This window comes from Micromonospora sediminicola (assembly GCF_900089585.1).
Classification (GTDB): Bacteria; Actinomycetota; Actinomycetes; order Mycobacteriales; family Micromonosporaceae; genus Micromonospora; species Micromonospora sediminicola.
Window position 1 is genome coordinate 2,773,322 of record NZ_FLRH01000003.1, and the last position, 21,164, is coordinate 2,794,485.

Consider the following 21,164-nt stretch of genomic DNA (forward strand, 5'->3'; position numbering starts at 1 on the left):
CCGCGCACTCAGCGAGGGACCGCCGGCGCCGCGTGCAGGACCGCCATCTCGCGGGAACCGGTGAACGGCTCCGAACTGTGCGCCGCGCGGATGTTGTCCAGCACCAGGACGTCCCCCGCCCGCCAGGTGACGTGGGCGCTGACCCGGTCGTACGCGGCGTTGACCGCCTCGACGTCGGCGGCGGTGAACGGTGATCCGTCCCCGAAGGAGGTCTCGAAGGGAAGACCGGCCCGGCCGAGAGCCGTGATCAGGTACGTCCGCACCGCGGGGTCCATCGTCCACTCGCTGCAGAAGGCGAGCAGGTTGGACCAGGCGAGGACGCCGTCCTGCCCGGTCCTGCGGAGCGCGGGACGGGTCCGCCGGGTGAGCAGGTGGTCCGGCCCCCAGCTGAGGTCGATGCCCTCGCCGGCCGCGTAGGCCTCCACCGCGGCGACGTCCATGTCCGGGAACGCCTCCTGCCAGGACATTCCGATCAGGCCCGCGGCGTAACGGCGTACCAGGATCCAGCCGTGCCGCGCGGCCCGCCGCACCAGCGCGTCCGGCAGCAGGGGCAGCACCGCCCGCCCGTCGGCCACCCCGGTGCGCCCACCCGTCGCCGGGGCCCGCAGGCAGCTGACCAGCAGATAGGGCGGCGGCTCGCGCTGCCAGCCCAGCTCGTGGTGCATGCACATCGGCGCGGTGGCCGGCCACGCGGGTTGGGACCACACGCCGTCGCCCAGGTCCCGCCGGGCGGCGAACGGCTCGGTCTGGTCCACCGCCCTCAGTCCGAGCCGGCCGGCCAGCGCGGCCAGCGCGGGAGCGCCGGCCACGCCCGCGTCGCGTACCAGCACCGCACCGGCCGGCTCGAGCAGCGCGGGAACCGGGTCGGGGCCGCCCGCGTGCGTCAGCACCTCGGCGAGCGACAACTCCGGCAGCGAGTTGACGCCGATCTGGTCGGTCATGGTCTTCCCCCTCCGCTGTCGGCCGACGGCCGACGGTCGCCGGCCGGGGCGACGTCGATCCGCAGTTCCCGCACCGCTCGCTCCGCCCGCTCGGCCGCCTCCCGCCGGGTCCGCCCGGTGGCGATCACATGACCCAGCCGGTCGAGGAACGTGCCCTGACGGACGATCGCCCGTCCGGGGCGGGCGGTGACCGCCGCCGTCACCACACCCGGCAACGCGAGCGCCGCCGCCGGGTCGGGCACCGCCGTGACCTCGCCGTCGTGGGCGGGCACCACGAACCTGATGCTGGCGTACGCCCGCCCCGGCGGGTGGCGAACTGTTCTCCTGCCCGCCGCCGTCGCGACCAGCTCGGCGACCAGGTCCTCGCCGGTGGCGGCGAGCAGCGCCTGTGGAATCATGCCCCCGGCCAGCCGGGGGTTCACCTCCACCACGAACGGCCGGCCGTCCACCAGGCGCAGCTCGACGTGGGCCGCGCCCCAGCGCAGTCCCAATGCGGCGAGCGCGGCGAGCGCGGCGTCGGCCAGCCGCGCGCCGGTGCGGGCGTCGACGTCGGCCGGAACGTCATGGCCCACCTCCAGGAACCCCCGGGACTGGTCGAGGTGCTTGGTCACCACCGCGCGCACCTCGCCGTCCAGCACCTCGACCGAGAACTCCGGACCGGCCAGGTACGACTCGACGAGGACGCTGGCCTGCAGCGGACGACCCCGCTCGTCGGCCGTGGTGGCGAGCAACGTCGCCGTGTGCGCGGCCACCTGCTCGCTGCTGTCACAGCGGCGGACACCGATGGAACCCGACCGGCTGATCGGCTTGACCACGACCGGGAGCCCCAGCCGCTCGGCGCCCGCCACCGCCTCTGCCGGGGAGGTGGCCGACCGGAAGTCGGGGGAGGGGACGCCGCAGGCGGCGAAGCGTTGCCGTTGGACGGCCTTGCTCCGCGCGGCGGCGAGCAGCGCCGGGTCTTCGCCGGGCAGGTCCAGGGCGCGGGCGGCGCCGGCCGCGGTGGCGACGTACAGCTCCGAGCTGGTGGTCACGCCCACGACGCGGTGCGTCCGGGCCAGAGACCGGCACGCGGCGACCACAGCCGGGAGCGATCCGGTCTCGCAGTCGTGGCCGACGACGTCCAGCTCCGCCAGGTAGGGGTAGCGGCTGGCGTCGGCGGTGAGCAGGTGCGGAACCAGGCCCAGGTCGCGGGCGCGTTCGGCGAAGATCCGGCCGGTGCCGGTGGTGTTGCTCTCCACGAAGACCATCGCCTCACGCATCGCACACCGCCTCGGTGGCCCGCCGGAGCTCGTCCAGCGCGTGCCGCTCGGCGGTCCGCAGCGCGTCCAGGTCCCGGCGCAGGCCGTGCCGTAACCGCCACGCGGCGGCCAGGGACTGCCGCCGGCTCCCCGGTCCGCCCCCGTACCGGGCGCGGTCGGCGGCGACGCCCAGGTCGATCTTGTCGAACTCGGCCGGGGGCCACTCACCGTCGCCGTCGACAGCGCGCAGAACCGCCGCGCCGATGCGTTCGTGGGCCTCGCGGAACGGCACCCCCCGGCGAACCAGGTCGTTGGCCAGGGCGGTGGCGTCGACGAAGCCACGTGCGGCGGCGGCGCCGGCCACCTCCGGCCGGGGCCGCGCGCCGGCCACCACGAGCGCCGCCAGGGCCAGCACGTCCCGGCTGGTGCGCAGGGCTGGGTCCACCGGTGCCATCGCCTCGGTGCCCACCTCGATCGAGTTCGTGAAGGGGGCGGCCTTCGTCGCCGTGATCGCGGCCACCCAGGCTCCCACCACCCGGCTGGGGCGTGCCTTCAGATACTCCAGCAGGAAGGCGTTGCGCTTCTGCGGCATGGCGGACGAGCTGCCGACCAGCCAGTCGGGAAAGTCGACGTACGCCAGGTCGGCGCTGCTCCAGAGCTGGAGGTCGGTGCCGAGGCGGGACACCGTCACGACGAGGCCGGCGGCGACTCCGACGGCGTCCAGAGCGGTGTCCCGCGAGGCGATGGCGTCGACCGCGTGCACCGGACCGTAGTCGAAGCCGAGGAGCGTCGCCGTCCGGGTGGTGTCCAGCTCCAGGTCGGTGCCGGCCACCGCGTGGGCGCCCAACGGGCACCGCCGGATGGACCGGACCGTGTGCACCACCCGGTCCAGCTCGCGGTGCAGGGCCAACGCCACCCCGGTCAGGTAGTAGCCGTAGGTGATCGGCATCGCGGGCTGGTAGTGCGTGTGGATCGGCATCACCGCGTCGAGGTGCCGTTCGGCGGCGCGGAGCAACGCGGTGAGCAACCGGCACCCCTCGGCGGCCAGGTCGAGACCGGATCGCCGCAGGGTGAGCAGGGTGGTCGTCGCGTTCAGATCGTTGCGGGAGCGGCCGGTGTGCAGCAGGCCGCCGATCTCGGGGCCGCACCGCTCGGTGACGGCCTGCTCGTACGCGAGGTACAGCCCCCGGGGCCGGGGCCGGGCCAGCACCGGCGCGAAGTCGTCCGCCTCGATCTCGGCCACCGTGCGTAGCAGCCGGGCCGCGCGGCGACGCGGGATGATCCGCTGCTCGGCCAGCATCACCAGGTGAGCTCTGTCGACCCGGCCGATCAGTCGCAGCGCGTCCCGGTCGGCGGCGTCGTCGGGCCGGCCGTAGTACAGCCGCTGCGCCTTGCGGGAGAGAGCGGCCCTGATCCGTCCGGTGTCGACGGAGACGTGCTGCGGTGTCATCCCCGCACCTGCTCGTCGCGCAGGTCGGCCAGAGGGCGTCGGCCCCAGCGCAGCCACGTCCAGCCGGGGTCGGCTTCGGGCCGGCCGACCTCGCGCGGTTCGGGATCCCCGGACACCTGGCGGGCCGGCGCGGCGGCGAGCCAGCCGTCGTCGTAGACGGTGTCGAGATAGCGGTCGCCCTGGTCCGGCAGCATGACCACGGTGCGGGCCCGCGGGTTGCGGGCCGACCACCAGCGGGCGACCGCCATCGCCGCCCCGGACGTCGGGCCGTGGAACAGGGCGTGTCGACGGTGCAGGCGGCGGGTCTCCCGGTACGCGACGGCCGCCGGGCACCAGTGCACCTCGTCGAAGACCGTGTGGTCGAGGTTGCCCGGAAGCACGCTGTTGCCGAGCCCGCGCAGCTCCCGCGCCCGGTCGGGTTGACCGAACAGGACGCTGCCGGGGGTGTCCACCGCGATCGCCACGGTCGGGCAGCCGCGGGCCCGTAGGCCGAGCGCCGTGCCGCACATCGAGCCGCCCGAGCCGACCGGTCCGATCAGCGCGTCGACACCGCCGAGGCGGGCCACGAGATGGTCGGCGACCAGACCGTAGGAGTCCGGGTTCAGCGGGTTGTCGTACTGCCGGGGCCAGAACGTGTCGGGATCGGCATCGCGGACGGCGGCCAGCCGCGCCAGCCGTACCGTCTGGAACTCACCCAGCGCGGAGGGCGTGGCGCACATCTCCACGGTGGCCCCGAGATCCGCCACCCGGCGACACAGCCGCTGATCCATCGCCGGGTCGGTGACCAGCGTGAGCGGGCGTCCGATCAGTGCGGCCTTCATCGCCAGCGCGAGCCCGAAGGTGCCGCTCGTGGACTCCACGATCCGGGTGTCCGGACCGATCTCGCCAGTGGCGACGGCGGTGGTCAGGATGTGGTGCGCCGGCAGCATCTTCATCAACCGGAACGAGGCGCCCCACAGGTTGGGGCCTAGCGGCACCAGGTGCGGCGCGAGGTCGACGGTGACCGCGTCGACGGTAGGCCCGCCGTCGCGGGTGTACACCGCGTCGGCTCGATCCTCCGGCTGGGTGACAGGCGTACGCGCGGCCACGCTGACCCGTTCCACCACCCGCCCCCTACGCCCCGTCCAGCACGGCGACCTGCTCCACCGGCCGGGAGGGGTCGTCGGCCATCTCCCCGAGCAGGCGGAGGTAGCCGTCGGCGAGCCGGTCGATCGTCGCCCGGTCGAAGAGCCGGGTCGCGAACTCGAGGCGGCCGTCGATGCCGCCGTCCGCCTGTTCGGTCAGTTCGCACCGGAGGTCGACGTTGGTGCCGGGCGCGTCCGGCATCGGGAAGCCGGGCGGATCGGCGGCGATGCCGTGCACCGCGAACATCGTGTCGACCAGCGGATTGCGGCCCGGCGCGGGCATGGTCGCGACGACGTCGAGCACGGCGGCGACGATGTCCTCGAAGGGCAGCAGCGCGTGGCTGTGCGCGGCCACCGCGGCGTCGCGGACGCGGGTGAGCAGTCCGGCGAAGGTGGGGTGGTCGCCGACGTCGACCCGGATCACGGCGGTGTCCTCGAACATGCCCACCAGGTCGTTCAGCTCCGGCCTGTGCCGTCCGCCGACCGGAGTCCCCACCGTGAGATCGGTCCCCCGGCAGCGGCGGGCCAGCACCGCGTAGAACGCGGTCAGCAGGCATATCCGAGTGGTGGTGTCGTAGGTGAAGGCGACGTCCCGGAGCCGGCCGACGACCGCGGCCGGCACGGCGAACCGCACGGTGCCGCAGCGCCAGTCCCGGCTCGGCGTGCGCGGCCGGTCGGTGATCAGATCAGCCTGTTCAAGCCGGGCCAACGCGGTACGCCAGAAGTCCAGGTGCCGGCGCACCGCCGGGCTGGCGGCCATCTCCCGCTGCCACTCGGTGTAGTCCGTGTACCGCAGGGGCGGATCCGCCACGGCCCGCCCCCGGTACGCCCAGCGCACCTGCTTCGCGATCAGCCCCCGGGACCGGTTGTCGGCCGCGATCTGGTGCAGGACGAGCAGCAGCAGCGTCGCGTCCTCGTCCGCGCACCGCACCACCCGGAAACGGATCGGCAGCTCCTTCTCGAGATCGAACGGCCGGGAGAGCTCGGCCGAGAGCACCCGCTCCGGGTCGTCCTCCTCGACCTCCAGGGAGACCGGCTCGGCCTGCTGCACGTCGAGCGCCGGCTGCCCGGAGTCGTCGTACCGGTACCGCGTGCGCAGGATCTCGTGCCGGGCCAGCAGCCCGGTCACCGCGGCCTCCAGCGCGGCCAGGTCCAGGGGGCCGGGCAGGCGGACGACCAGCGGCCGGTTGTCGGCGGCGCTGTCTGGCACCCGCTGCTGGTGCAGCCACAACCGCCACTGTGCCGAGGACAGGCGGGAGGTGTGGCCGGACGGCAGAGCGACCAGCGGTGGCTCCGGCGTGTCGTCGCCGTCCAGGAGGACGGCGAGACCGTAGGCGGTCCGCGCCTCGAACAGGGCGTTGATCGGCACCTGCCGGTTGAGCCTTCCGTTCAACAGCAGGACGGCCTGGACGGCGCGCAGGGAATCGCCGCCGAGAGCGAAGAAGTCCTCGTAGAGGCCGATCTCAGGGCGCCCGAGCACGGCGGCCAGCACCTCGGTCACCTGCGACTCGGTCGGGCCGGCGCCGTCGGGCGCCGCCCCGTCGAGGCCGGCGGATCGAGGTGTCGGGTCCGTGGGTGCGCTGGTGGGGGGTGCGGGCAGCGCCGACCGGTCCAGCTTGCCGTTGGGCGTGGTGGGGAAGGCGTCCAGCACGACGAACTGCGTCGGGACCATGTAGGGAGGCAGCGACCGGGCCAGGTGCAGGTGGAGCCGCCGGGACTCCGGCGGGTCGGCCGGATCGGCCGGCCGGACGTAACCGACGAGCCGCGGGAACCCGCCGAGGTCGTCGATCGCCCGCACCGCCGCCTGAGCCACCCCCGGGTACCGGACCAGCGCCGCCTCGATCTCACCCGGTTCGACGCGGAAGCCCCGGATCTTGAGCTGGTCGTCGCCGCGGCCGAGGATCTCGATCCGGCCGTCGGGGTGGTGGCGTGCGATGTCGCCGGTGCGGTAGAGCCGGCCACCGGCCGACCCGGCGAACGGATCAGCGACGAACCGCTCCGCGGTCAGGGCCGGCCGGCCGAGGTAACCCGCGGCCAGGCCGGCACCGCCGATGTAGAGGTCGCCGGCGCCGCCCGGCGCCACCGGCGACAGTCGCTCGTCGAGCAGGTGCAGAGACGTCTCCCGGACCGGATGGAACTCCGGCTCGACGCCGCGTTCGAAGCGGGTGACCGCCGACCAGATGGTCGTCTCGGTCGGGCCGTACAGGTCCCACAGTACGACCCCCTCGCCGAGGAGCCGCTCGGCCAGGTCGGGGGTGAGCCGCTCGCCACCGCACAGGACGGTGAACCCGGGTGGTGGCGACCAGCCGGCCTCCAGGAGCAGCCTCCAGGTGACCGGGGTCGCCTGAAGCGCCCGTGCGCCCGTCCGCGTGAGCAGGGCCGTCAGCTGGCGTGGATCCGCGACCTCGTCCTGCCGGGCCACCACCACCCGTCCTCCGCTGGTCAACGGGAGGAACAGCTCCAGGGCCGCGATGTCGAAGGAGACCGTGGTCACGGCCGGCAGCACCACGTCGTCCGGCAGGCCCGGACGCGACCGCATCGAGTGGATGAAGTTGGCGAGCGCGCGGTGGGTGACCAGGACGCCCTTGGGCTGGCCCGTCGACCCCGACGTGTAGATGGCATAGGCGGCCGAGTCCGGGTCCAGCGGGGCGAGCGGCGGCGGGTCCGTCGGGACGACCACGTCGTCGAGGTGGACCGACACGGCGGCGTGCAGGCCGGGAGTGCTCGCCGGATCGGCGGTCACCAGGAACCGCACCCCGGCGTCGCGCAGGATGTGGTTGAGCCGGTCGGTCGGGTGCTCCGGGTCGAGCGGCACGTACGCCGCGCCGGCAAGCTGGACGCCGAGCAGCGCCGGCACCAGGTCGACCCCGCGCGGCACCGCCACTGCGACCGGCTCACCCTGCCCGACGCCCATCCGACGCAGGTGCGCGGCCAGCGCCGCGGCGTGCGCGACCACCTGCCGGTAGGTCAGCCGGTCGCCGGCCGACTCGACCGCCACGGTATCCGGTGACCGTTGCGCCTGGGCCCGGACCAGGTCCGGCAGGATCCCCGCCGGCTCCGCTCCCCGGCCGTCGGGCCGGCCGAACGGTGAGCCGCCGTCGTTTTCCGCGGCCTGGTCTCCGGCGGAGGTCATGCGGCTCCCCTTCCCTGGGCGGGATGTCGTGCGGGCGACGGCGTGGCCGTGGTGTCCCGGCGCGCGGCGTCGGAGGGCCGACCCACGTCGGGCCGGGGGTGTCGATGACCGGGGCACTCCGTCGGAGGCGGAACGACGAGCGGCGGACCGCCGGCCCGCGGTGGGACGCCCTCCAGCAGGTGACCGGTCATGGGCGCGTCCGGGTCGTACGCGACTCCGGCCAGCAGGAGCACGAAGGAGCGTGCCCAACACTCGGGGAGGTGGGTGACGGTCGCACTCGTCATACTCTCGACATAGAGGCGGTGGCTGTCTTGGGAGAGAAGGATGGTCATGTCGACGGACCCGCCGGCGGCGGTCGTCGGCGCGCTCTCCACCCGGAACCGCCCGGCCCGCCGCAACGCGGCGCGGAAGCTGTCCGTCGGCCTCCACGGCTGACCGGCGACGGGAACGGTGACCTCCCGCGTGCCGTGGATGACGCGTGCCCGCAGGGTCGAATCCGCCGGGGACAGCCGGGCGGCCAGCACACTGGCGCAGATCCACAGCGGCAGGCTGTCGTCGGCTCCCGCCGGCGACCGCAGCACCCTCGTCAGGTACGGCGGCAGAGCCACCGGCCCGACGCACTCGGACCGGGAACCCGGCTGGTTGCCGTCTGTGGTGTCGAGGCCCCCGTCGTCGTCGACCGGCCGGGTCACGGGGCTGGTCGGGGGTACGGCACGCCCGGTATACCGGTGACTGCTGCTCACGGGCGCTCCTCTGGCCAGAGCTGTCTGCGCCCTCAGTTAAGAACCGGTGCCCGAGGAGGTCAACCGAGGACGCTGTCCCCGTTTCGGCGGACACCGGCCGGCCCGACACTCGGGCAGCCGCATCGGCGGCGGGCCCGGGACGGCTCCCGACGTCGCCGGTTCAGGTGACTCCAGCGGCCCAGGTCCCGCCACCTAGCGTCGGATTGGCGCCGCCGCCGGCCCGCGAGTCCGGACGCCGTCGTCAGTCCCGGCGAGAGCCGGACCGGGCCACCCCCGCCGCGCACCTCCCGTCGGGCCCGTCGCGGCGGGCGGCCCTGACCGCGGTGAGGGAAGAGGTGAAGCTACGGTGACGGTGGACGGATGGGGCCGGCTGCTTGTCGCCCTCGTGGCAGTCGTCGCGACGGCGCGGCTGTGCGGCGCCCTGGCCCGGCGGCTCGGTCAACCCCCGGTGATCGGCGAGATCCTCGGCGGCATCCTGCTCGGGCCGACGCTGTTCGGCGGGGTGCACACGAACCTGCTGTTCCCGGCGCAGATCAGACCCTCGCTGACGATCCTGGCCACCATCGGTGTCGTCCTGTTCATGTTCTTCGTCGGCCTGGAGGTCGACCCCGGCCGGCTGCGCGGTCAGGGTCATCTCGCCACCAGTGTGTCCATCGCCGCGGTCGTCCTGCCCTTCGGCCTCGGCGCCCTGCTGGCGACGTATCTCGTGGCTCGTCATCCCACCGCGCACCGGGTGGAGTTCGTGCTGTTCCTCGGCACGGCGATGGCGGTGACCGCCTTCCCGGTGCTGGCCCGGATCCTGACCGACAAGGGGCTGCTCCACACGCCGATCGGAGGGCTGGCGCTCGCGTCCGCGGCGGTTGGCGACGTCATCGCCTGGGCTCTGCTGGCCGTCGTGGTGACCCTGGCCGACGGTGGCGCGGACCCCTGGCGGATGCTGCTGGCGGTGCCCTACGTGCTGCTCATGCTGCGGGTGGTGCGGCCGCTGCTGGCGCGCTCGGTCGGGCGCCTGCCCACCGGCTGGCTCGCCGGCGCCGGCGCCCTGGCCGTGACCTCGATCGGCCTGCTGGCGTCCGCGGCGGCGACGGAGTGGATGGGCCTGCACGCCATCTTCGGCGCCTTCCTCTTCGGCGTCGTGGTGCCCGCTCGGGACGACGTGGTGGCGTACGCGCGGCTGCTCCCCACCATCGAGCGGGCCTGCTCGTTCCTGCTCCTGCCGGTGTTCTTCGTCGTCGCGGGTATCAAGGTCGACCTGTCCGCTCTGGACGGGCTCGCACTCGGCGAACTGAGCCTTATCCTGCTGGTTGCCATCGGGGGCAAGGCCGGCGGCGCTTTCCTGGGTGCGCGGCTCAACGGCCTACGGGCCCGGCACTCGGTCGTGCTGGCGATCCTGCTCAACGCCCGCGGGCTCACCGAACTGATCGTCCTTACGGTCGGTCTGGAACTCGGTGTGCTCGACCGGGAGCTGTTCTCACTGATGGTGGTCATGGCCCTGGTCACCACGGCGATGACCGGCGTGCTGCTGCGGTGGGTGTACCCGGAGGAGCGGGTGCGGCGGGACCTCGCCGTCCGGGACGAGATGGCCCGGTCCGGCAGCGACTCCGGCGGTCCGGGCGGGCCACGCCCGATTCCCCTGCCGGACTGATCTTCTCTCCCTGCGGGACGGAGGATCCCCGGCGGCAGTGCGCGGGACGGCGCAGTCGCCCAACCGCGACCGCCGACTCGTCTGCCGGCGCCGGACCCCCTACCGGTGGAACGGTGCGGCTCGCGGGCCAGGGTTCACAACCGGGCGGCGTCACCCGCCGGGACGGCGTCCTCTGCCCGGTCGGGAGTCGCATCCGGCAGGTCGTCCTCCAGCCGGCGCAACGGCCGGTACGCCCAGGCGACGGCCACGCAGACGGCGGTCAGAAGCCCCATCACCATCAGCAGCAGGGCGATGCCACGTCCGGGACCGTCGCCGACCAGGGCCGCGAGAACCGGGTGTCGGACCTGGTCCCGACCGACCAGCGGCTCGAAGACCCGGTCGGCGAGAAGGCCCGCCATGGCGTACGCGACCAGCTGCGGAGCTGAGGCGACCATGTTCTGCAGCGCCATGGTCCGGCCCATCAGGTAGGGCTCCACTTTCGACTGCCAGAGGGTCTGGTTGCTGGTGATGACCACTGCCAGGCTCGCGAGGAACAGGAAGGCGGCGCCACCGACCAGGATGACGTTGGGCCGGAGCGCGCCGAGGACGATCGCGGTGGCGAGCACGAGCGAGAAGCCGAGCACTCCGTGGACCTTCCGGCGCGGCCCACCCCACGCGCTCATCGCCACGCTGGCGGCGATCATACCGAGGCCGCCGATCGACATGACCGTGCCGAGGGCCCCCGGTGAGCCGAAGGAGAGCACGAGCGGCGTGATCAACAGGTCGACGAAACCGGCACAGAAGTTCAGGGCGCCGATGAAGACCAGCAGGGCCAGCAGCCCGTGGCGCTTCCGGACCTGACGCCAGGCCTCGCGGAAGTCCCCGAGCAGCGTCGGCGTTCCGGCGGTTGCCGCGGGCCCCCCGCGTACCGCCTTCGGGATCCGGATGGCGATCAGGGTGAGCAGGGCCAGGCCGAACGAGAGGCCGTCGAGCAGGACGATGCCCTTGATGCCGAGGGAGAGCAGCAAGGCTCCGGCGGAGACCGGTGCCAGGACCTCGCTGGCGGCCAGCGCCAGCATCCGGATCCCGTTGGCCCGCCCGAGGTGCTGCTTCGGCACCAGTAGCGGCACCGACGACTCGAAGGCGGGCATCTGAAGCGCCCGCAGGGTGGAGTTGACGGCGACGAAGACGTACAGGTGCCAGACGTCGAAAGTCTCGGTAGCCAGCAGCCCGGCCAGGGTCAGCACGGCGAGCATCGAGCCGACGTTACTCACCAGCAGTGCGCGCCACGGCCCCCACCGGTCCACTAGCGACCCCGCGACGGGAGAGGCCAGGATCAGCGGCAGGTAGGCCAGGGCGTAGACGAAACCGAGCGTGGTGACCGAGCCGGTGATCCGGTAGACGTAGACACCGAGCCCGAAACCGGCCAGGGCGGACCCGGTCAGCGAGACGAACTGCCCGCACCAGAGGATCGCGAACGCCCGGAACCCCGAGGTTGCGGCTGTCATGTCTCTCCTTCGCACGGGCGGCCCCCGGCCGGGAGGCGGCCACCGCCCGGGTGACCGCGGCTATCCGAGATCCCGGCCGATCGTCTCGAGGACACGGCGCTCCGCCTGGGCATCGAAGAAGTGTCCGCCCGGCAGCACGTCGAGGTCGAAGCGCCGGGACGTCTCCTTGCGCCAGGCGGCCATCCGCTCCGGGGGCGCCGAGGTGTCCTCGGCGCCGGCGAACGCGCGGATCCGGATGTCCAGCGGCGCCGCCGGCTGGAGCTGGTGAGTGCTGAGCACGGCGAGGTCGGCACGCAGGGTGGGAAGCAGGATCTCCAGCAGACTCGGATCGGCCAGGACCTCGGCGGGCGTGCCGCCCATCTCGTTCAGGTAGCCCTCGAGGCCGTCCTCGCGTCCCTCCCAGGGCCAGGTGCCACCGTCCAGGCTCGGGCCAGGGTCGTTCGCGACGTACAACAGGCGGGGCATGGGCAGCCCGCGGGCCCGCAGCGAGTGGGTCAACGCCCACGCCACCCGTGAGCCCATGCTGGCGCCGTAGCAGGCGAACGGCCGGTCGAGCATCGGTTCCATCGCCGCGACGAGCCCGTCGACGAGCGGTCCCATCCGGTCGTACGCGGGCTCACAGAAGCGGTCGGCGCGTCCGGGCAGCTGCACGGCGATCGGCTCGACGGTGTCCGGCAGCAGCCGTGGCCAGTGCCGGTACATCGCGGCGCTGCCGCCCGCGTGGTGGAAGCAGAACAGTCGCGTCCCGGACGGCCGGGTGTGACGACCGAAGCGCTTGAACCAGCGGCGGTCGCCGTCCTGGCTCTGCGGCGTCAGCTGCGCCTTGTCGACGTGGGGCACCTGGCACCTCGGGTGGGTTCTGTCAGCGCGCCGCGGCGGCGGAGCGGGTGCTGAGCGGCCGGATGTCGATCCAGTTCGTCTCGATGTAGTCGAGGCAGGCCTGCCGGCTGTCCTTGCCGTGCACCACCCGCCAGCCGGCCGGGACCGCCAGCGCGGCCGGCCAGAGGGAATGTTGCTCTTCGTCGTTGACGAGCACGGTGAAGGTGCCGTCAGGGTCGTCGAACGGATTCACTGCATCGACTCCTCTGGGTGCGGATCCACGGACCACCGAGGGCGGTCGGCCTGCCGACCTGGCCGCAAAGCTACCGAGGGAGGTATCCACGGTATTGTCCCGTGAATCGAGGACAGCCTCCCGCTGCCTCCCTCGGCCGCCGCTCCCGTCCCGGGTTCACGGGACATGGCCGGGGCCGGCGGGCCGCCATACGGTTTCCGGAAGCGGCAGCTCCCCGCCGCCCGCCATCGTGTCGGAAACGGCCCCGCACGCCCCTCTCCGACCGCTCGGCCCGCGACCGCACTCGGGACGGACACCGGACATGGACCTCGCCATCGCGCGGCTCGAGGACTGGATGCGCGACTACTACCACAAGGTCGACCACGACATCGGCAGCAGCGGCGTACGCGACCTGTCGATGCGGGAGTTCCGCACGCTGTGCGGGTTCGAGTTCGCGGAACTGGACCCGATGGTGTTCCACGACAGCGAGAGCTACGGCGGCAGCAGCCTGCGGGCCGCGCTCGCCGACCGGTGGACGGGTGGCGACGTCGACCGGATGATGGTCACCCACGGCTCCAGCGAGGCGATCTATCTGGTGATGCAACTGGTGCTGGAGCCGGGTGACGAGGTGATCGTGGTAGATCCGGCCTACCAGCAGCTCTACGACATCGCCGCGGGGCGGGGCTGCCGCATCACTCGTTGGCCGCTGAACAGCCGGGAGGGCTTCGCCGCCGACCTGCCGCGACTGCGCGAACTCGCCGAGTCCGGCCGCCCCCGGATGATCGTCGTGAACTTCCCGCACAACCCCACCGGCAGGTCCATCACCATCGAGGAGCAGCGGGAGCTGGTCGACATCGCCGACCGGGCTGGTGCCTGGCTGGTCTGGGACAACGCGTTCGGTGAGCTCACCTACACGGCCGACCCGCTTCCGCTGCCCGCCGCGTACGACAAGTGCATCGCGTTCGGCACGTTCTCGAAGAGCTACGGGCTGGCGGGGCTTCGAGTCGGCTGGTGCCTGGCGCCGCCGGACCTGCTGGCCCGGATGGCGCTGCTGCGCGACTACATCGCGCTCTACGTATCGCCCGTCCTGGAATTCTTCGCCGAGCAGGCGGTCCGGCACGCCGACCGGATCGTGGCGCTCCAGCGGGAGCACGCCCGGGAGAACCTGCGGCTGCTGCGTGAGTGGGCCGACGGCGTGCCGGACCTGGTGCGCCTGAACACGCCGGACGGCGGCGTGACCGCCTTCGTCGAGTTCCCGGACCAGCCGGACGTGGTCCGGTCCTGTCGACGCCTCGCGGAGCAACATCGGGTTCTGCTCGTACCCGGCTGGTGCTTCGGCGACGCCTACCGCGATCACGCGCGGCTCGGCTTCGGCGGCACCACCGCGGAGCTGACGGCCGGGCTCACCCGCCTGGAACAGGTGCTGCGGGAGGACGTCCGGGTGGCCGCCGCGCGCAGGTGAGACCCGGGGGTGCGGCGACCACCCGACGGCGTTTCGAACCCGACCGAGGGATGATGACCATGGACTTCAGCCTGTTCTTCTTCGCCGACACCGGCGCCGGCGGCGCCGACGGCTACCGGCTGCTCCTGGAGAGCGCCCGGTTCGCCGACGCCAACGGATTCTCGGCGGTCTGGACACCCGAGCGTCACTTCCACTCGTTCGGCGGCCAGTATCCCAACCCGGCCGTCGTCGGAGCCGCCCTGGCGGCGGTCACCACGCGGTTGGGCATCCGGGCGGGCAGTGTCGTGGCACCCCTGCACCATCCCGTGCGGATCGCCGAGGAGTGGTCCGTCGTGGACAACCTCTCCGGGGGACGGGTCGGCGTGTCGTTCGCCTCCGGGTGGCACGCCGTCGACTTCGTGCTCCGACCGGAGAACTACCCGGACCGCAAGAACGCAATGGTGGAGTCCGTGGAGACGGTACGGCGGCTCTGGCGTGGCGAGGAGGTCGAGTTCCCGGACGGGGCCGGTGAGAAGAGCTCGATACGTGTCTTTCCCGCTCCCATCCAGGCCGACCTGCCGATCTGGATCACCAGCGCCGGCTCCACCGACACCTTCCGTGCCGCCGGTCGGCTGGGCGCCGGCCTGCTGACCCATCTGCTGGGTCAGGGCCACGACTCGCTCGCCCGCAACATCGCCGCCTACCGGGCGGAGCTGACGCGGACGCACGGAGCGGACGCGCGGGGACACGTGGCGCTGATGCTGCACACGATGATCGGGACCGACCGGGACGAGGTTCGGGAACTTGTCCGGGAACCCTTCAGCCGATACCTGGGCAGCTCCATCGACCTGGTGGTCAAGGCGTCCTCCGGGCTGCTGCCGCCGGGCTTCGACCCCAGCCGGCTGCCCGAGCGGGACAGGCAGTTGCTCGTCCGGCACGCCTTCGACCGCTACTTCACGACCAGCGGCCTGTTCGGCACGGTGGCGGACGGCGTCGCCGTCGTGGAGCGGCTCCGCGCGGTCGGCGTCGACGAGATCGCCTGCCTGGTCGACTTCGGCGTACCGCACGACGACGTCCTGGGGTCCCTTCGTCACCTCGCCGAACTGCGCGGTCGCACGGCCGCTGCGGAGCGTGCAGCCGGCTAGGCCCGAGGTTCCGTCGACGGATGTCGCCGGCGCCTCTCACGACGCCGCCGTTGCTCAGGAGGCCGCGGACAGTTCCCGGTAAGCCTGTGCCAGCGTCCGGGCAGCCGTCCGGACGGTGTCGAACGGCCGGGCCAGGGAGACGCGGATGAAGGGCAGACCTCCGGCGGGATCGGCCCAGTGGAACGGCGCACACGGCAGCACGTGCACGCCCCGCACGAGCATCTCCTTGTACAGCAGCGAGGAGTCCGGGCCGTTCGGCGGCAGCTCGATCCGCGCGACGCTGATCTGCGAGGTCGGGTCGGCCAGCCGCAGCCCGACCGTCCCGATCGCCTCCCGGACGGTCCTCCGGTTGCGCTCGACGAGCGCGCGCGCCCGATCGTAGCCGCCGTTCACCCAGTCCGTGGCCAGCGCTGTGACAAGCTGGAGCACGACCGGCGACGCCGCGAGCAGCGACTCGGAGAACGCGCGCTCGATCGGCAGCCGGGTCCGCTCGCTGTACGCCAACAAGCCGATCTTGAGTTCATGGGTCGGCCACAGCTTCCCGGTGTCCTCGATCGTGATCCAGTCCGCGCCCGCGGCGTCGAGGACGGCGTAGCTGTCGTACTGCGCGTCGCGGACCTGGCCCCGGAAGCTGGCGTCGATGATGATCGTCTGGCCGTGCCGGGCGGCGTGTTCGGCCAGCGAACGCAGGTGCCCTTCGGGAGTGACCAGCCCGGTCGGGTTGTTCGGGTGGGTGACGACGATCGCGCCGACCGGCGGTCCGGGCCAGTCCTGGTCGAGCAGCGCGCTCTCGGACATTGGCACCAGGTTGAGGCCGCGGGTGACGAAGAGGTCGGCGATGTTGTCGAACGTCGGATGCAGCAACGCGACGGTGGTGCCGGCCGGTAGTGCCCGGGCGACGATGTCGGTCGCCAGCGTCGACGAGTAGCAGCTCAGGATGCGGCCGGTTCCGACCGGTGCGCTGTGTTGCCCGATCGCGGCCAGGAACGTCGTGTGCGCCTCGGTCTCGATGCTCGGGAAGGAGCGGCGTGTCGCCTCGACGAACATGTCGGGGATCTGAGCGACAATGGTCGCCTGCTCCTCGGACAGAAGAAGACGCGCGTGACCATCGGTCAGGTTGAGACCACCGTCGAGGTCGGTCAGCGCGTCGACTTCCATCGTGGTCAGATTGGCAAGCTCACTCATCTCTCACATCCTCTGGCTTCCGCCCGCACTGGACGCACACGAGCGCCACGGCGTGGATGGGCTACAGCTGCTCTCCCGTCGCGGAAACCCTAGGTGGCCGGCTCGACGCCGCACCTGTCCCTTCTACTGGGGACCGATGCCCGCGTACGGCTTGCACCTAGACTCCGACCAGGCGTGACTGGCCGGCGCGGCCTGCGACGCGTACGGCACGTGGCGAGGAGAGGCGAGGGGATGCATCACCTGACGCTGACATCGGACGACAACGCCGCGCTCCTTCCGATGCTCACCGAGCTGGCCAAGACCTACGACACCATCGAGAACCCCGAGCTGATCCGACGGGCGCCGGTCCTCGCCCGTAGCCTGCCCGCCCGGCTGCTGGAGTTCCTGGAGGAGTTCCGCATCGGCGAGCCGTCCGCGTTGTGCCTGGTCTCCGGTCTCGAGGTCGATGAGAACGTGCTCGGACCGACCCCCACCCACTGGCGCGACAGCCAGTACGAGTCGTCGGCGTTTCCACAGGAGATCTTCTTCCTGTTGTGCGCCTCCGCCCTCGGTGACGTGTTCGGCTGGGCCACCCAACAGGACGGCCGAATCATGCACGACGTCCTTCCGATCAAGGGACACGAGCACTACGAGCTCGGCTCCAACAGCCTCCAGCACCTGTCCTGGCACACCGAGGACGCGTTCCACCCCTGCCGGGGCGACTACGTGGCACTCATGTGCCTGAAGAACCCGGACCAGGTGGAGACGCTGGTCTGCGACGCGGGTGACCTCGACTGGTCCCGGCTGGACGTGGAGGCCCTGTTCGAGGCCGAGTTCACCCAGATGCCCGACAACTCGCACCAGCCGCAGAACACGGCGCAGTCCACCGGAGACCCCACCGTGGACCGGCTGCGGCAGCGCAGCTTCGCCCTCATCCAGTCGTGGAACGACGATCCGGTGAAGCGGCCGGTGCTCTTCGGCGACCGGCGCGACCCGTACATGGTCCTCGATCCCTACCACATGAAGACCGAGGGATGGCCGGAGCGCTCGCTGCGGGCGTTCCAGGGCCTGTGCGACCAGATCGAGGAGCACATGAGGGACGTGGTCCTGCGCCCCGGCGACTGTGTGTTCATCGACAACTTCCGCGCCGTGCACGGGCGCAAGTCGTTCCGCGCCCGCTACGACGGCTCCGACCGCTGGCTCAAGCGCCTCAACGTCACCCGCAACCTGCGGGGCTCGCGCGCCTGGCGCCCGGCGCCCGACAACCGCATCATCTACTGACTGCGGCCGCCGCCGGCGGCGGCGAGGCGTCCGGCGAGATCGACCATGTCACCGCGGTCCAGATTGCTGACGCTGACCCGGAGCGTTCGCCGGTCATCGGGAAGGAAGGCGGTTCCCGGCAGCACCAGCATGTCCTGTTTGACCACCAGGTCCCGGACGACGTCCTCGGTGTGCCGGTCGGCGAAGGGGTGACGGATCCAGCCGAAGAAGCCGCCACACGACAGCAACTCGAAGCCGCCCGGCCGGGCCGCCATGACGTCCGAGAACCAGGCGCGCCGGTCGGCGATCTCCCGTGCCCGTGCCGCGCGCCACTGCCGCGCGCCGGTCAGGCCGGCCCAGGCCGCCTCCTGGCCGATCCTCGGCGCGCAGACCGCCACGCAGTCGAGCAGCTTGCACACTTGACGGTGGAGTTCAGGCGCGGCGACCACGGCTCCGACCCGGTACCCGGGAATCGCGAACTCCTTGGAGAAGGAGTGCAGGCTGACGAGCGTCCGGGCCCAGTCGGGGTCGGCGAACAGGTGGTGCGCCGGCTGGTCGGTGTCCCGGAAGGACCGGTACGTCTCGTCCACGATCAGCGCGACGTCGTGCTGGCGGGCCACCTCGGCGAAGTCGGCGATGACGGTGGGGCCGATCGTCACCCCGGTGGGGTTACCCGGCGTCACCAGCACGATCGCCCGGGTGCGCTCGGTGATCAGGGCGCCGGCGGTCGCCGCCTGCGGCACCAGGTCCGGTCCCGGCTCCAGATAGACCGGCCTGATCCCGTTCAGGCGGAGCCACATGTCGTGGTTGAAGTAGTAGGGGAGGGGCAGCACAATTTCGTCGCCCGGGCCGGCGAGCGCGGACGCGACCAGGCTGAACGCCTGGTTGCAGCCGGCGGTGACGACCACCTGATCGGGGTGGATCGGGGCCGCGTAGTCCCGGCTCAGGTCGGCGGCGATGGCGTCGCGCAGTCGGGGAAGGCCCGGTACCTCGGTGTAATCGCCACCGTGCGGGTCCCCCGCCACACGGACGACGTGCTCGGTCACCGTGGGCGCGGTCGGGTACTGCGGCGCGGCCTGGGCCAGATCGAGCAACGGCCGGTTGCCCTCGCGGAGGTCCAGTAGCGCGTACGCGCTGCTGATCGGTGAGTCGACCTGGTCACGGGTCCTCTGACGGAGTTGCACGGCGGTCCCACCTCTTGTCCGGACGATGACCGGTGCCCCCTCCGGCACGCTGCGGAGACGGCCCGCCGGCGGCTATCCAGCCAGCCGACCGAGGAGGGCGGCCCGCGTGAGCTCGGCCTTGTTGCCCGCGCCGAGCTTCGCCCGGATGCGCTTGACGTAGGTGTCGACGGTGTGCGGGCTGATGCCCAGCCGGGTGGCGATCTGACTGTGGGTGAGCCCTCGGGAGATCTGGCGCAACACCTGCTCCTCCCGCTCGGAGAGATGGCAGGCGACAGTTTCGGCCCGCGCCACGTGCGCCTGCCCGTCGCATCCCTCAGGGCGGACACATCCGCCGGACGCGACGGTCCGGACCGCCTCCACCATCCGCTCGCCGGACTCGCGCTTGCTGATGACACCGGACGCCCCCGCCCGAAGGTAGGCGCCGGCGTTGGTGTCCGTGTCGTTGTCGAGGACCAGGACCGGCGTGCACCTGGCCACGGCGGTGATGTAGGCGTGGTCGCCGACGGGTGACAGTGCGTCGGCGTCGATCAGGACGGCGTCCGCCAGCCAGGACGTCTCCTCCACGAAGGTTGTTCTCGCCGCGACGACTTTCACGCCGGCCCGGGTGAGCGTGTGGACGAGACCAACAAGAAACATCGGTGAACTTACAATGATGTCTGTCCGGATCACAGGGCCCCCCGGTCATCGCGACTACGCTTCGTGTGGCCGGCGCCGCTCGCGCTGGCGTTCTTCTGGCTCCTCCCGTCGTCTCAGCCGTCGAGGGCATGTTGCGGCGCCCCGACGCAGGAAGGAGCTACGGGACGTCGCTCATGTAGCCACCGGAGCCTTGCCGGACTGTGTCCACCGGGTGCGCGGCGGCGGTTAACACATCAACTTTGGTCACTGGATGATATCGACTGTCACGACGCTAGCAGGATTTCGTGGCCGTTGATCGGTCCCCCCTTCCGGGGACGTGCCGGGCCGACTCGCCGAGGTCCGGCGGTCACCCGCCACCGCATCGAGGGACGTGTCCGACCGCGATCGGCGGTCTAAGATGGGGGACCCGTTGATCGAGGGACGTGGCGGCCACGTAGGTGCTGGTGAAGCGCTCCCCCGTGGACCTGCTCCGGCCGCCGCGCCATCAGGTCGGGGTTCCGGCACCCTCCGGCTGTCCTCGGTCCGACCGCACCGGCCCCGAGCGCTGACAGCGGCGCCGGTCACGTGGAGCCGGGCCGTGACAGCGCCCGCCGGAGCCGGGGCGACGCGGCCGGCCACGGCCGCCTGACGAGAGGATGAATCCGCCGTGGGCGGGCGCGAAACCGGCGGCCAGAGCAGGGCGAACGGCGCGGTGATCAGGCCGTTCGGCGCTGTGGCACGTGTCGTCCCGCCGACCGTGGTCCGGTCCCCGACCGAGCCCTGGTCGTCCCGGCCGCCCGCGGACGGCCGCGTGGCGCTCGTCAGCGGAGGTAACAGCGGCCTCGGTCTGCAGGTCGTCCGGCTGCTGGCCGAGCAGGGGATGCGGGTGGTGCTGGCCAGCCGCTCGGTCGACCGGGGCCGCGCCGCGCTCGAGTGGCTGGGCGTCCACGCGGACCGGGTGGCGGTACGCCAGCTCGACATCACGGACCCGGCGAGCGTCGCCCGCCTCGCATCCTGGCTGGACCGGCGTCTCGGCCGCTGCGACGTGCTCGTCAACAACGCCGCCATACCGTTCGACGCCGCCTCGGCCGATCTCGGCGTCGTCCAGCGCATCCTGGACACCAACCTGCTCGGCACGTGGCGGCTCATCCAGGCGATCGTGCCGCTGATGCGTACGGGTGGGTACGGTCGGATAGTCAACGTCTCCAACAGCCTGGGCGGCGTCGCTGCGACCCGTCCGGGCCTACCGGCCTATCGCATCTCGAAGAGCGGGGTCTACTCGCTGACCAGGATGCTCGCCGACGAGCTGTTGGGCGACGGCATCCTTGTGAACGCCTGCAGCCCGGAGCCGGCGTACCCGGTACCGGGTGACAGCCCTCAACCGGCCGAACTCTCCAGCTGGGCTGACACGCCGGTCTGGCTCGCCACCCTGCCGGACGACGGCCCCACCGGAGGCTTCTACCGAGGCCGGAACGAGATCGTCTGGTGAGCGCAGGCGTCGGAAACCCGGGCTCGACGTCCCGGTATCCCTCCTTCATGTGAC

Annotated in this window: 16 protein-coding genes; 5 read left to right on the forward strand and 11 right to left on the reverse strand. The window is 72.3% G+C overall.

The genetic code is table 11. From position 1 onward, the window contains the following. Positions 1-8: 8 nt before the first annotated feature. From GA0070622_RS13450 to GA0070622_RS13470, 5 genes are read right to left on the reverse strand one after another with little or no spacing between them, the layout of a single operon-like run. On the reverse strand, positions 9-941 hold the full coding sequence (locus GA0070622_RS13450) for a TauD/TfdA family dioxygenase (protein WP_091573607.1): 933 nt from the start codon (positions 939-941) through the stop codon (positions 9-11). Further along, complete coding sequence (locus GA0070622_RS13455) at positions 938-2,200, reverse strand: ATP-grasp domain-containing protein (protein ID WP_091573608.1); 1,263 nt, start codon at positions 2,198-2,200, stop codon at positions 938-940. Before GA0070622_RS13455 ends, GA0070622_RS13450 begins: the two co-directional genes overlap by 4 nt. After that, the gene (locus GA0070622_RS13460) at positions 2,193-3,629 is read right to left on the reverse strand and encodes a lyase family protein (RefSeq protein WP_091573609.1); all 1,437 of its coding nucleotides are present in this window, start codon (positions 3,627-3,629) and stop codon (positions 2,193-2,195) included. Before GA0070622_RS13460 ends, GA0070622_RS13455 begins: the two co-directional genes overlap by 8 nt. Continuing rightward, entirely contained in the window at positions 3,626-4,732 is a 1,107-nt protein-coding gene (locus GA0070622_RS13465) for a pyridoxal-phosphate dependent enzyme (protein WP_245666231.1), read from the reverse strand. The genes GA0070622_RS13460 and GA0070622_RS13465 overlap by 4 nt, the downstream gene beginning before the upstream one ends. A gap of 10 nt (positions 4,733-4,742) precedes the next feature. Continuing rightward, positions 4,743-7,886 (reverse strand): non-ribosomal peptide synthetase, encoded by a 3,144-nt coding sequence (locus GA0070622_RS13470; RefSeq protein ID WP_091573610.1) that lies wholly within the window; start codon positions 7,884-7,886, stop codon positions 4,743-4,745. 1,089 nt (positions 7,887-8,975) lie between these two features. Here GA0070622_RS13470 and GA0070622_RS13480 point away from each other — a divergent pair. Next, positions 8,976-10,274 (forward strand): cation:proton antiporter domain-containing protein, encoded by a 1,299-nt coding sequence (locus GA0070622_RS13480; RefSeq protein ID WP_091573612.1) that lies wholly within the window; start codon positions 8,976-8,978, stop codon positions 10,272-10,274. Positions 10,275-10,408: 134 nt separating this feature from the next. On the opposite strand, the gene GA0070622_RS13485 is transcribed toward GA0070622_RS13480, so the two are convergent. Genes GA0070622_RS13485 through GA0070622_RS13495 form a run of 3 tightly spaced genes read right to left on the reverse strand, consistent with a single transcriptional unit; the run spans position 10,409 to position 12,833 of the window. Continuing rightward, positions 10,409-11,761: an MFS transporter gene (locus GA0070622_RS13485; protein ID WP_091573613.1), complete on the reverse strand. Its 1,353-nt coding sequence runs from the start codon at positions 11,759-11,761 to the stop codon at positions 10,409-10,411. A 60-nt stretch (positions 11,762-11,821) separates the two neighbouring features. Then, entirely contained in the window at positions 11,822-12,601 is a 780-nt protein-coding gene (locus GA0070622_RS13490; RefSeq protein WP_218060577.1) for a thioesterase II family protein, read from the reverse strand. 22 nt (positions 12,602-12,623) lie between these two features. Next, positions 12,624-12,833: an MbtH family protein gene (locus tag GA0070622_RS13495; RefSeq protein WP_091573614.1), complete on the reverse strand. Its 210-nt coding sequence runs from the start codon at positions 12,831-12,833 to the stop codon at positions 12,624-12,626. Between the two features lie 301 nt (positions 12,834-13,134). Between GA0070622_RS13495 and vioD the strand changes: the two genes are divergently transcribed. Next, positions 13,135-14,274 carry a capreomycidine synthase gene (gene vioD, locus GA0070622_RS13500; protein WP_176710467.1) on the forward strand — a complete coding sequence of 380 codons (1,140 nt, stop codon included), beginning with the start codon at positions 13,135-13,137 and terminating at the stop codon, positions 14,272-14,274. Positions 14,275-14,333: 59 nt separating this feature from the next. After that, positions 14,334-15,398 carry a MupA/Atu3671 family FMN-dependent luciferase-like monooxygenase gene (locus GA0070622_RS13505; RefSeq protein ID WP_091577331.1) on the forward strand — a complete coding sequence of 355 codons (1,065 nt, stop codon included), beginning with the start codon at positions 14,334-14,336 and terminating at the stop codon, positions 15,396-15,398. Between the two features lie 54 nt (positions 15,399-15,452). On the opposite strand, the gene GA0070622_RS13510 is transcribed toward GA0070622_RS13505, so the two are convergent. Further along, positions 15,453-16,583, reverse strand: coding sequence for an aminotransferase class I/II-fold pyridoxal phosphate-dependent enzyme (locus GA0070622_RS13510; protein WP_091573615.1), 1,131 nt, complete (start codon positions 16,581-16,583; stop codon positions 15,453-15,455). A 231-nt stretch (positions 16,584-16,814) separates the two neighbouring features. On the opposite strand from GA0070622_RS13510, the gene vioC reads away from it, so the two are divergent. Beyond that, entirely contained in the window at positions 16,815-17,843 is a 1,029-nt protein-coding gene (gene vioC / locus GA0070622_RS13515; RefSeq protein WP_091573616.1) for an arginine beta-hydroxylase, Fe(II)/alpha-ketoglutarate-dependent, read from the forward strand. Here vioC and GA0070622_RS13520 read toward each other — a convergent pair. Continuing rightward, positions 17,837-19,006, reverse strand: a complete 1,170-nt coding sequence (locus tag GA0070622_RS13520; RefSeq protein ID WP_091573617.1) for an aminotransferase — start codon at positions 19,004-19,006, stop codon at positions 17,837-17,839. The genes vioC and GA0070622_RS13520 overlap by 7 nt on opposite strands. Positions 19,007-19,078: 72 nt before the next feature. Further along, entirely contained in the window at positions 19,079-19,570 is a 492-nt protein-coding gene (locus GA0070622_RS13525; protein WP_218060578.1) for a response regulator transcription factor, read from the reverse strand. An 862-nt stretch (positions 19,571-20,432) separates the two neighbouring features. On the opposite strand from GA0070622_RS13525, the gene GA0070622_RS13530 reads away from it, so the two are divergent. Further along, positions 20,433-21,110 carry an SDR family NAD(P)-dependent oxidoreductase gene (locus GA0070622_RS13530; protein ID WP_245666233.1) on the forward strand — a complete coding sequence of 226 codons (678 nt, stop codon included), beginning with the start codon at positions 20,433-20,435 and terminating at the stop codon, positions 21,108-21,110. The last annotated feature ends 54 nt before the right edge of the window (positions 21,111-21,164 follow it).

Excerpts from the sequence above, each read along its gene's own strand:
- GA0070622_RS13450 (WP_091573607.1), bottom strand. The coding sequence starts at position 941 with ATGACCGACCAGATCGGCGTCAACTCGCTGCCGGAGTTGTCGCTCGCC.
- GA0070622_RS13455 (WP_091573608.1), bottom strand. The coding sequence starts at position 2,200 with ATGCGTGAGGCGATGGTCTTCGTGGAGAGCAACACCACCGGCACCGGC.
- GA0070622_RS13460 (WP_091573609.1), bottom strand. The coding sequence starts at position 3,629 with ATGACACCGCAGCACGTCTCCGTCGACACCGGACGGATCAGGGCCGCT.
- GA0070622_RS13470 (WP_091573610.1), bottom strand. The coding sequence starts at position 7,886 with ATGACCTCCGCCGGAGACCAGGCCGCGGAAAACGACGGCGGCTCACCG.
- GA0070622_RS13485 (WP_091573613.1), bottom strand. The coding sequence starts at position 11,761 with ATGACAGCCGCAACCTCGGGGTTCCGGGCGTTCGCGATCCTCTGGTGC.
- vioD (WP_176710467.1), top strand. The coding sequence starts at position 13,135 with ATGGACCTCGCCATCGCGCGGCTCGAGGACTGGATGCGCGACTACTAC.
- GA0070622_RS13505 (WP_091577331.1), top strand. The coding sequence starts at position 14,334 with ATGGACTTCAGCCTGTTCTTCTTCGCCGACACCGGCGCCGGCGGCGCC.
- GA0070622_RS13510 (WP_091573615.1), bottom strand. The coding sequence starts at position 16,583 with ATGAGTGAGCTTGCCAATCTGACCACGATGGAAGTCGACGCGCTGACC.
- vioC (WP_091573616.1), top strand. The coding sequence starts at position 16,815 with ATGCATCACCTGACGCTGACATCGGACGACAACGCCGCGCTCCTTCCG.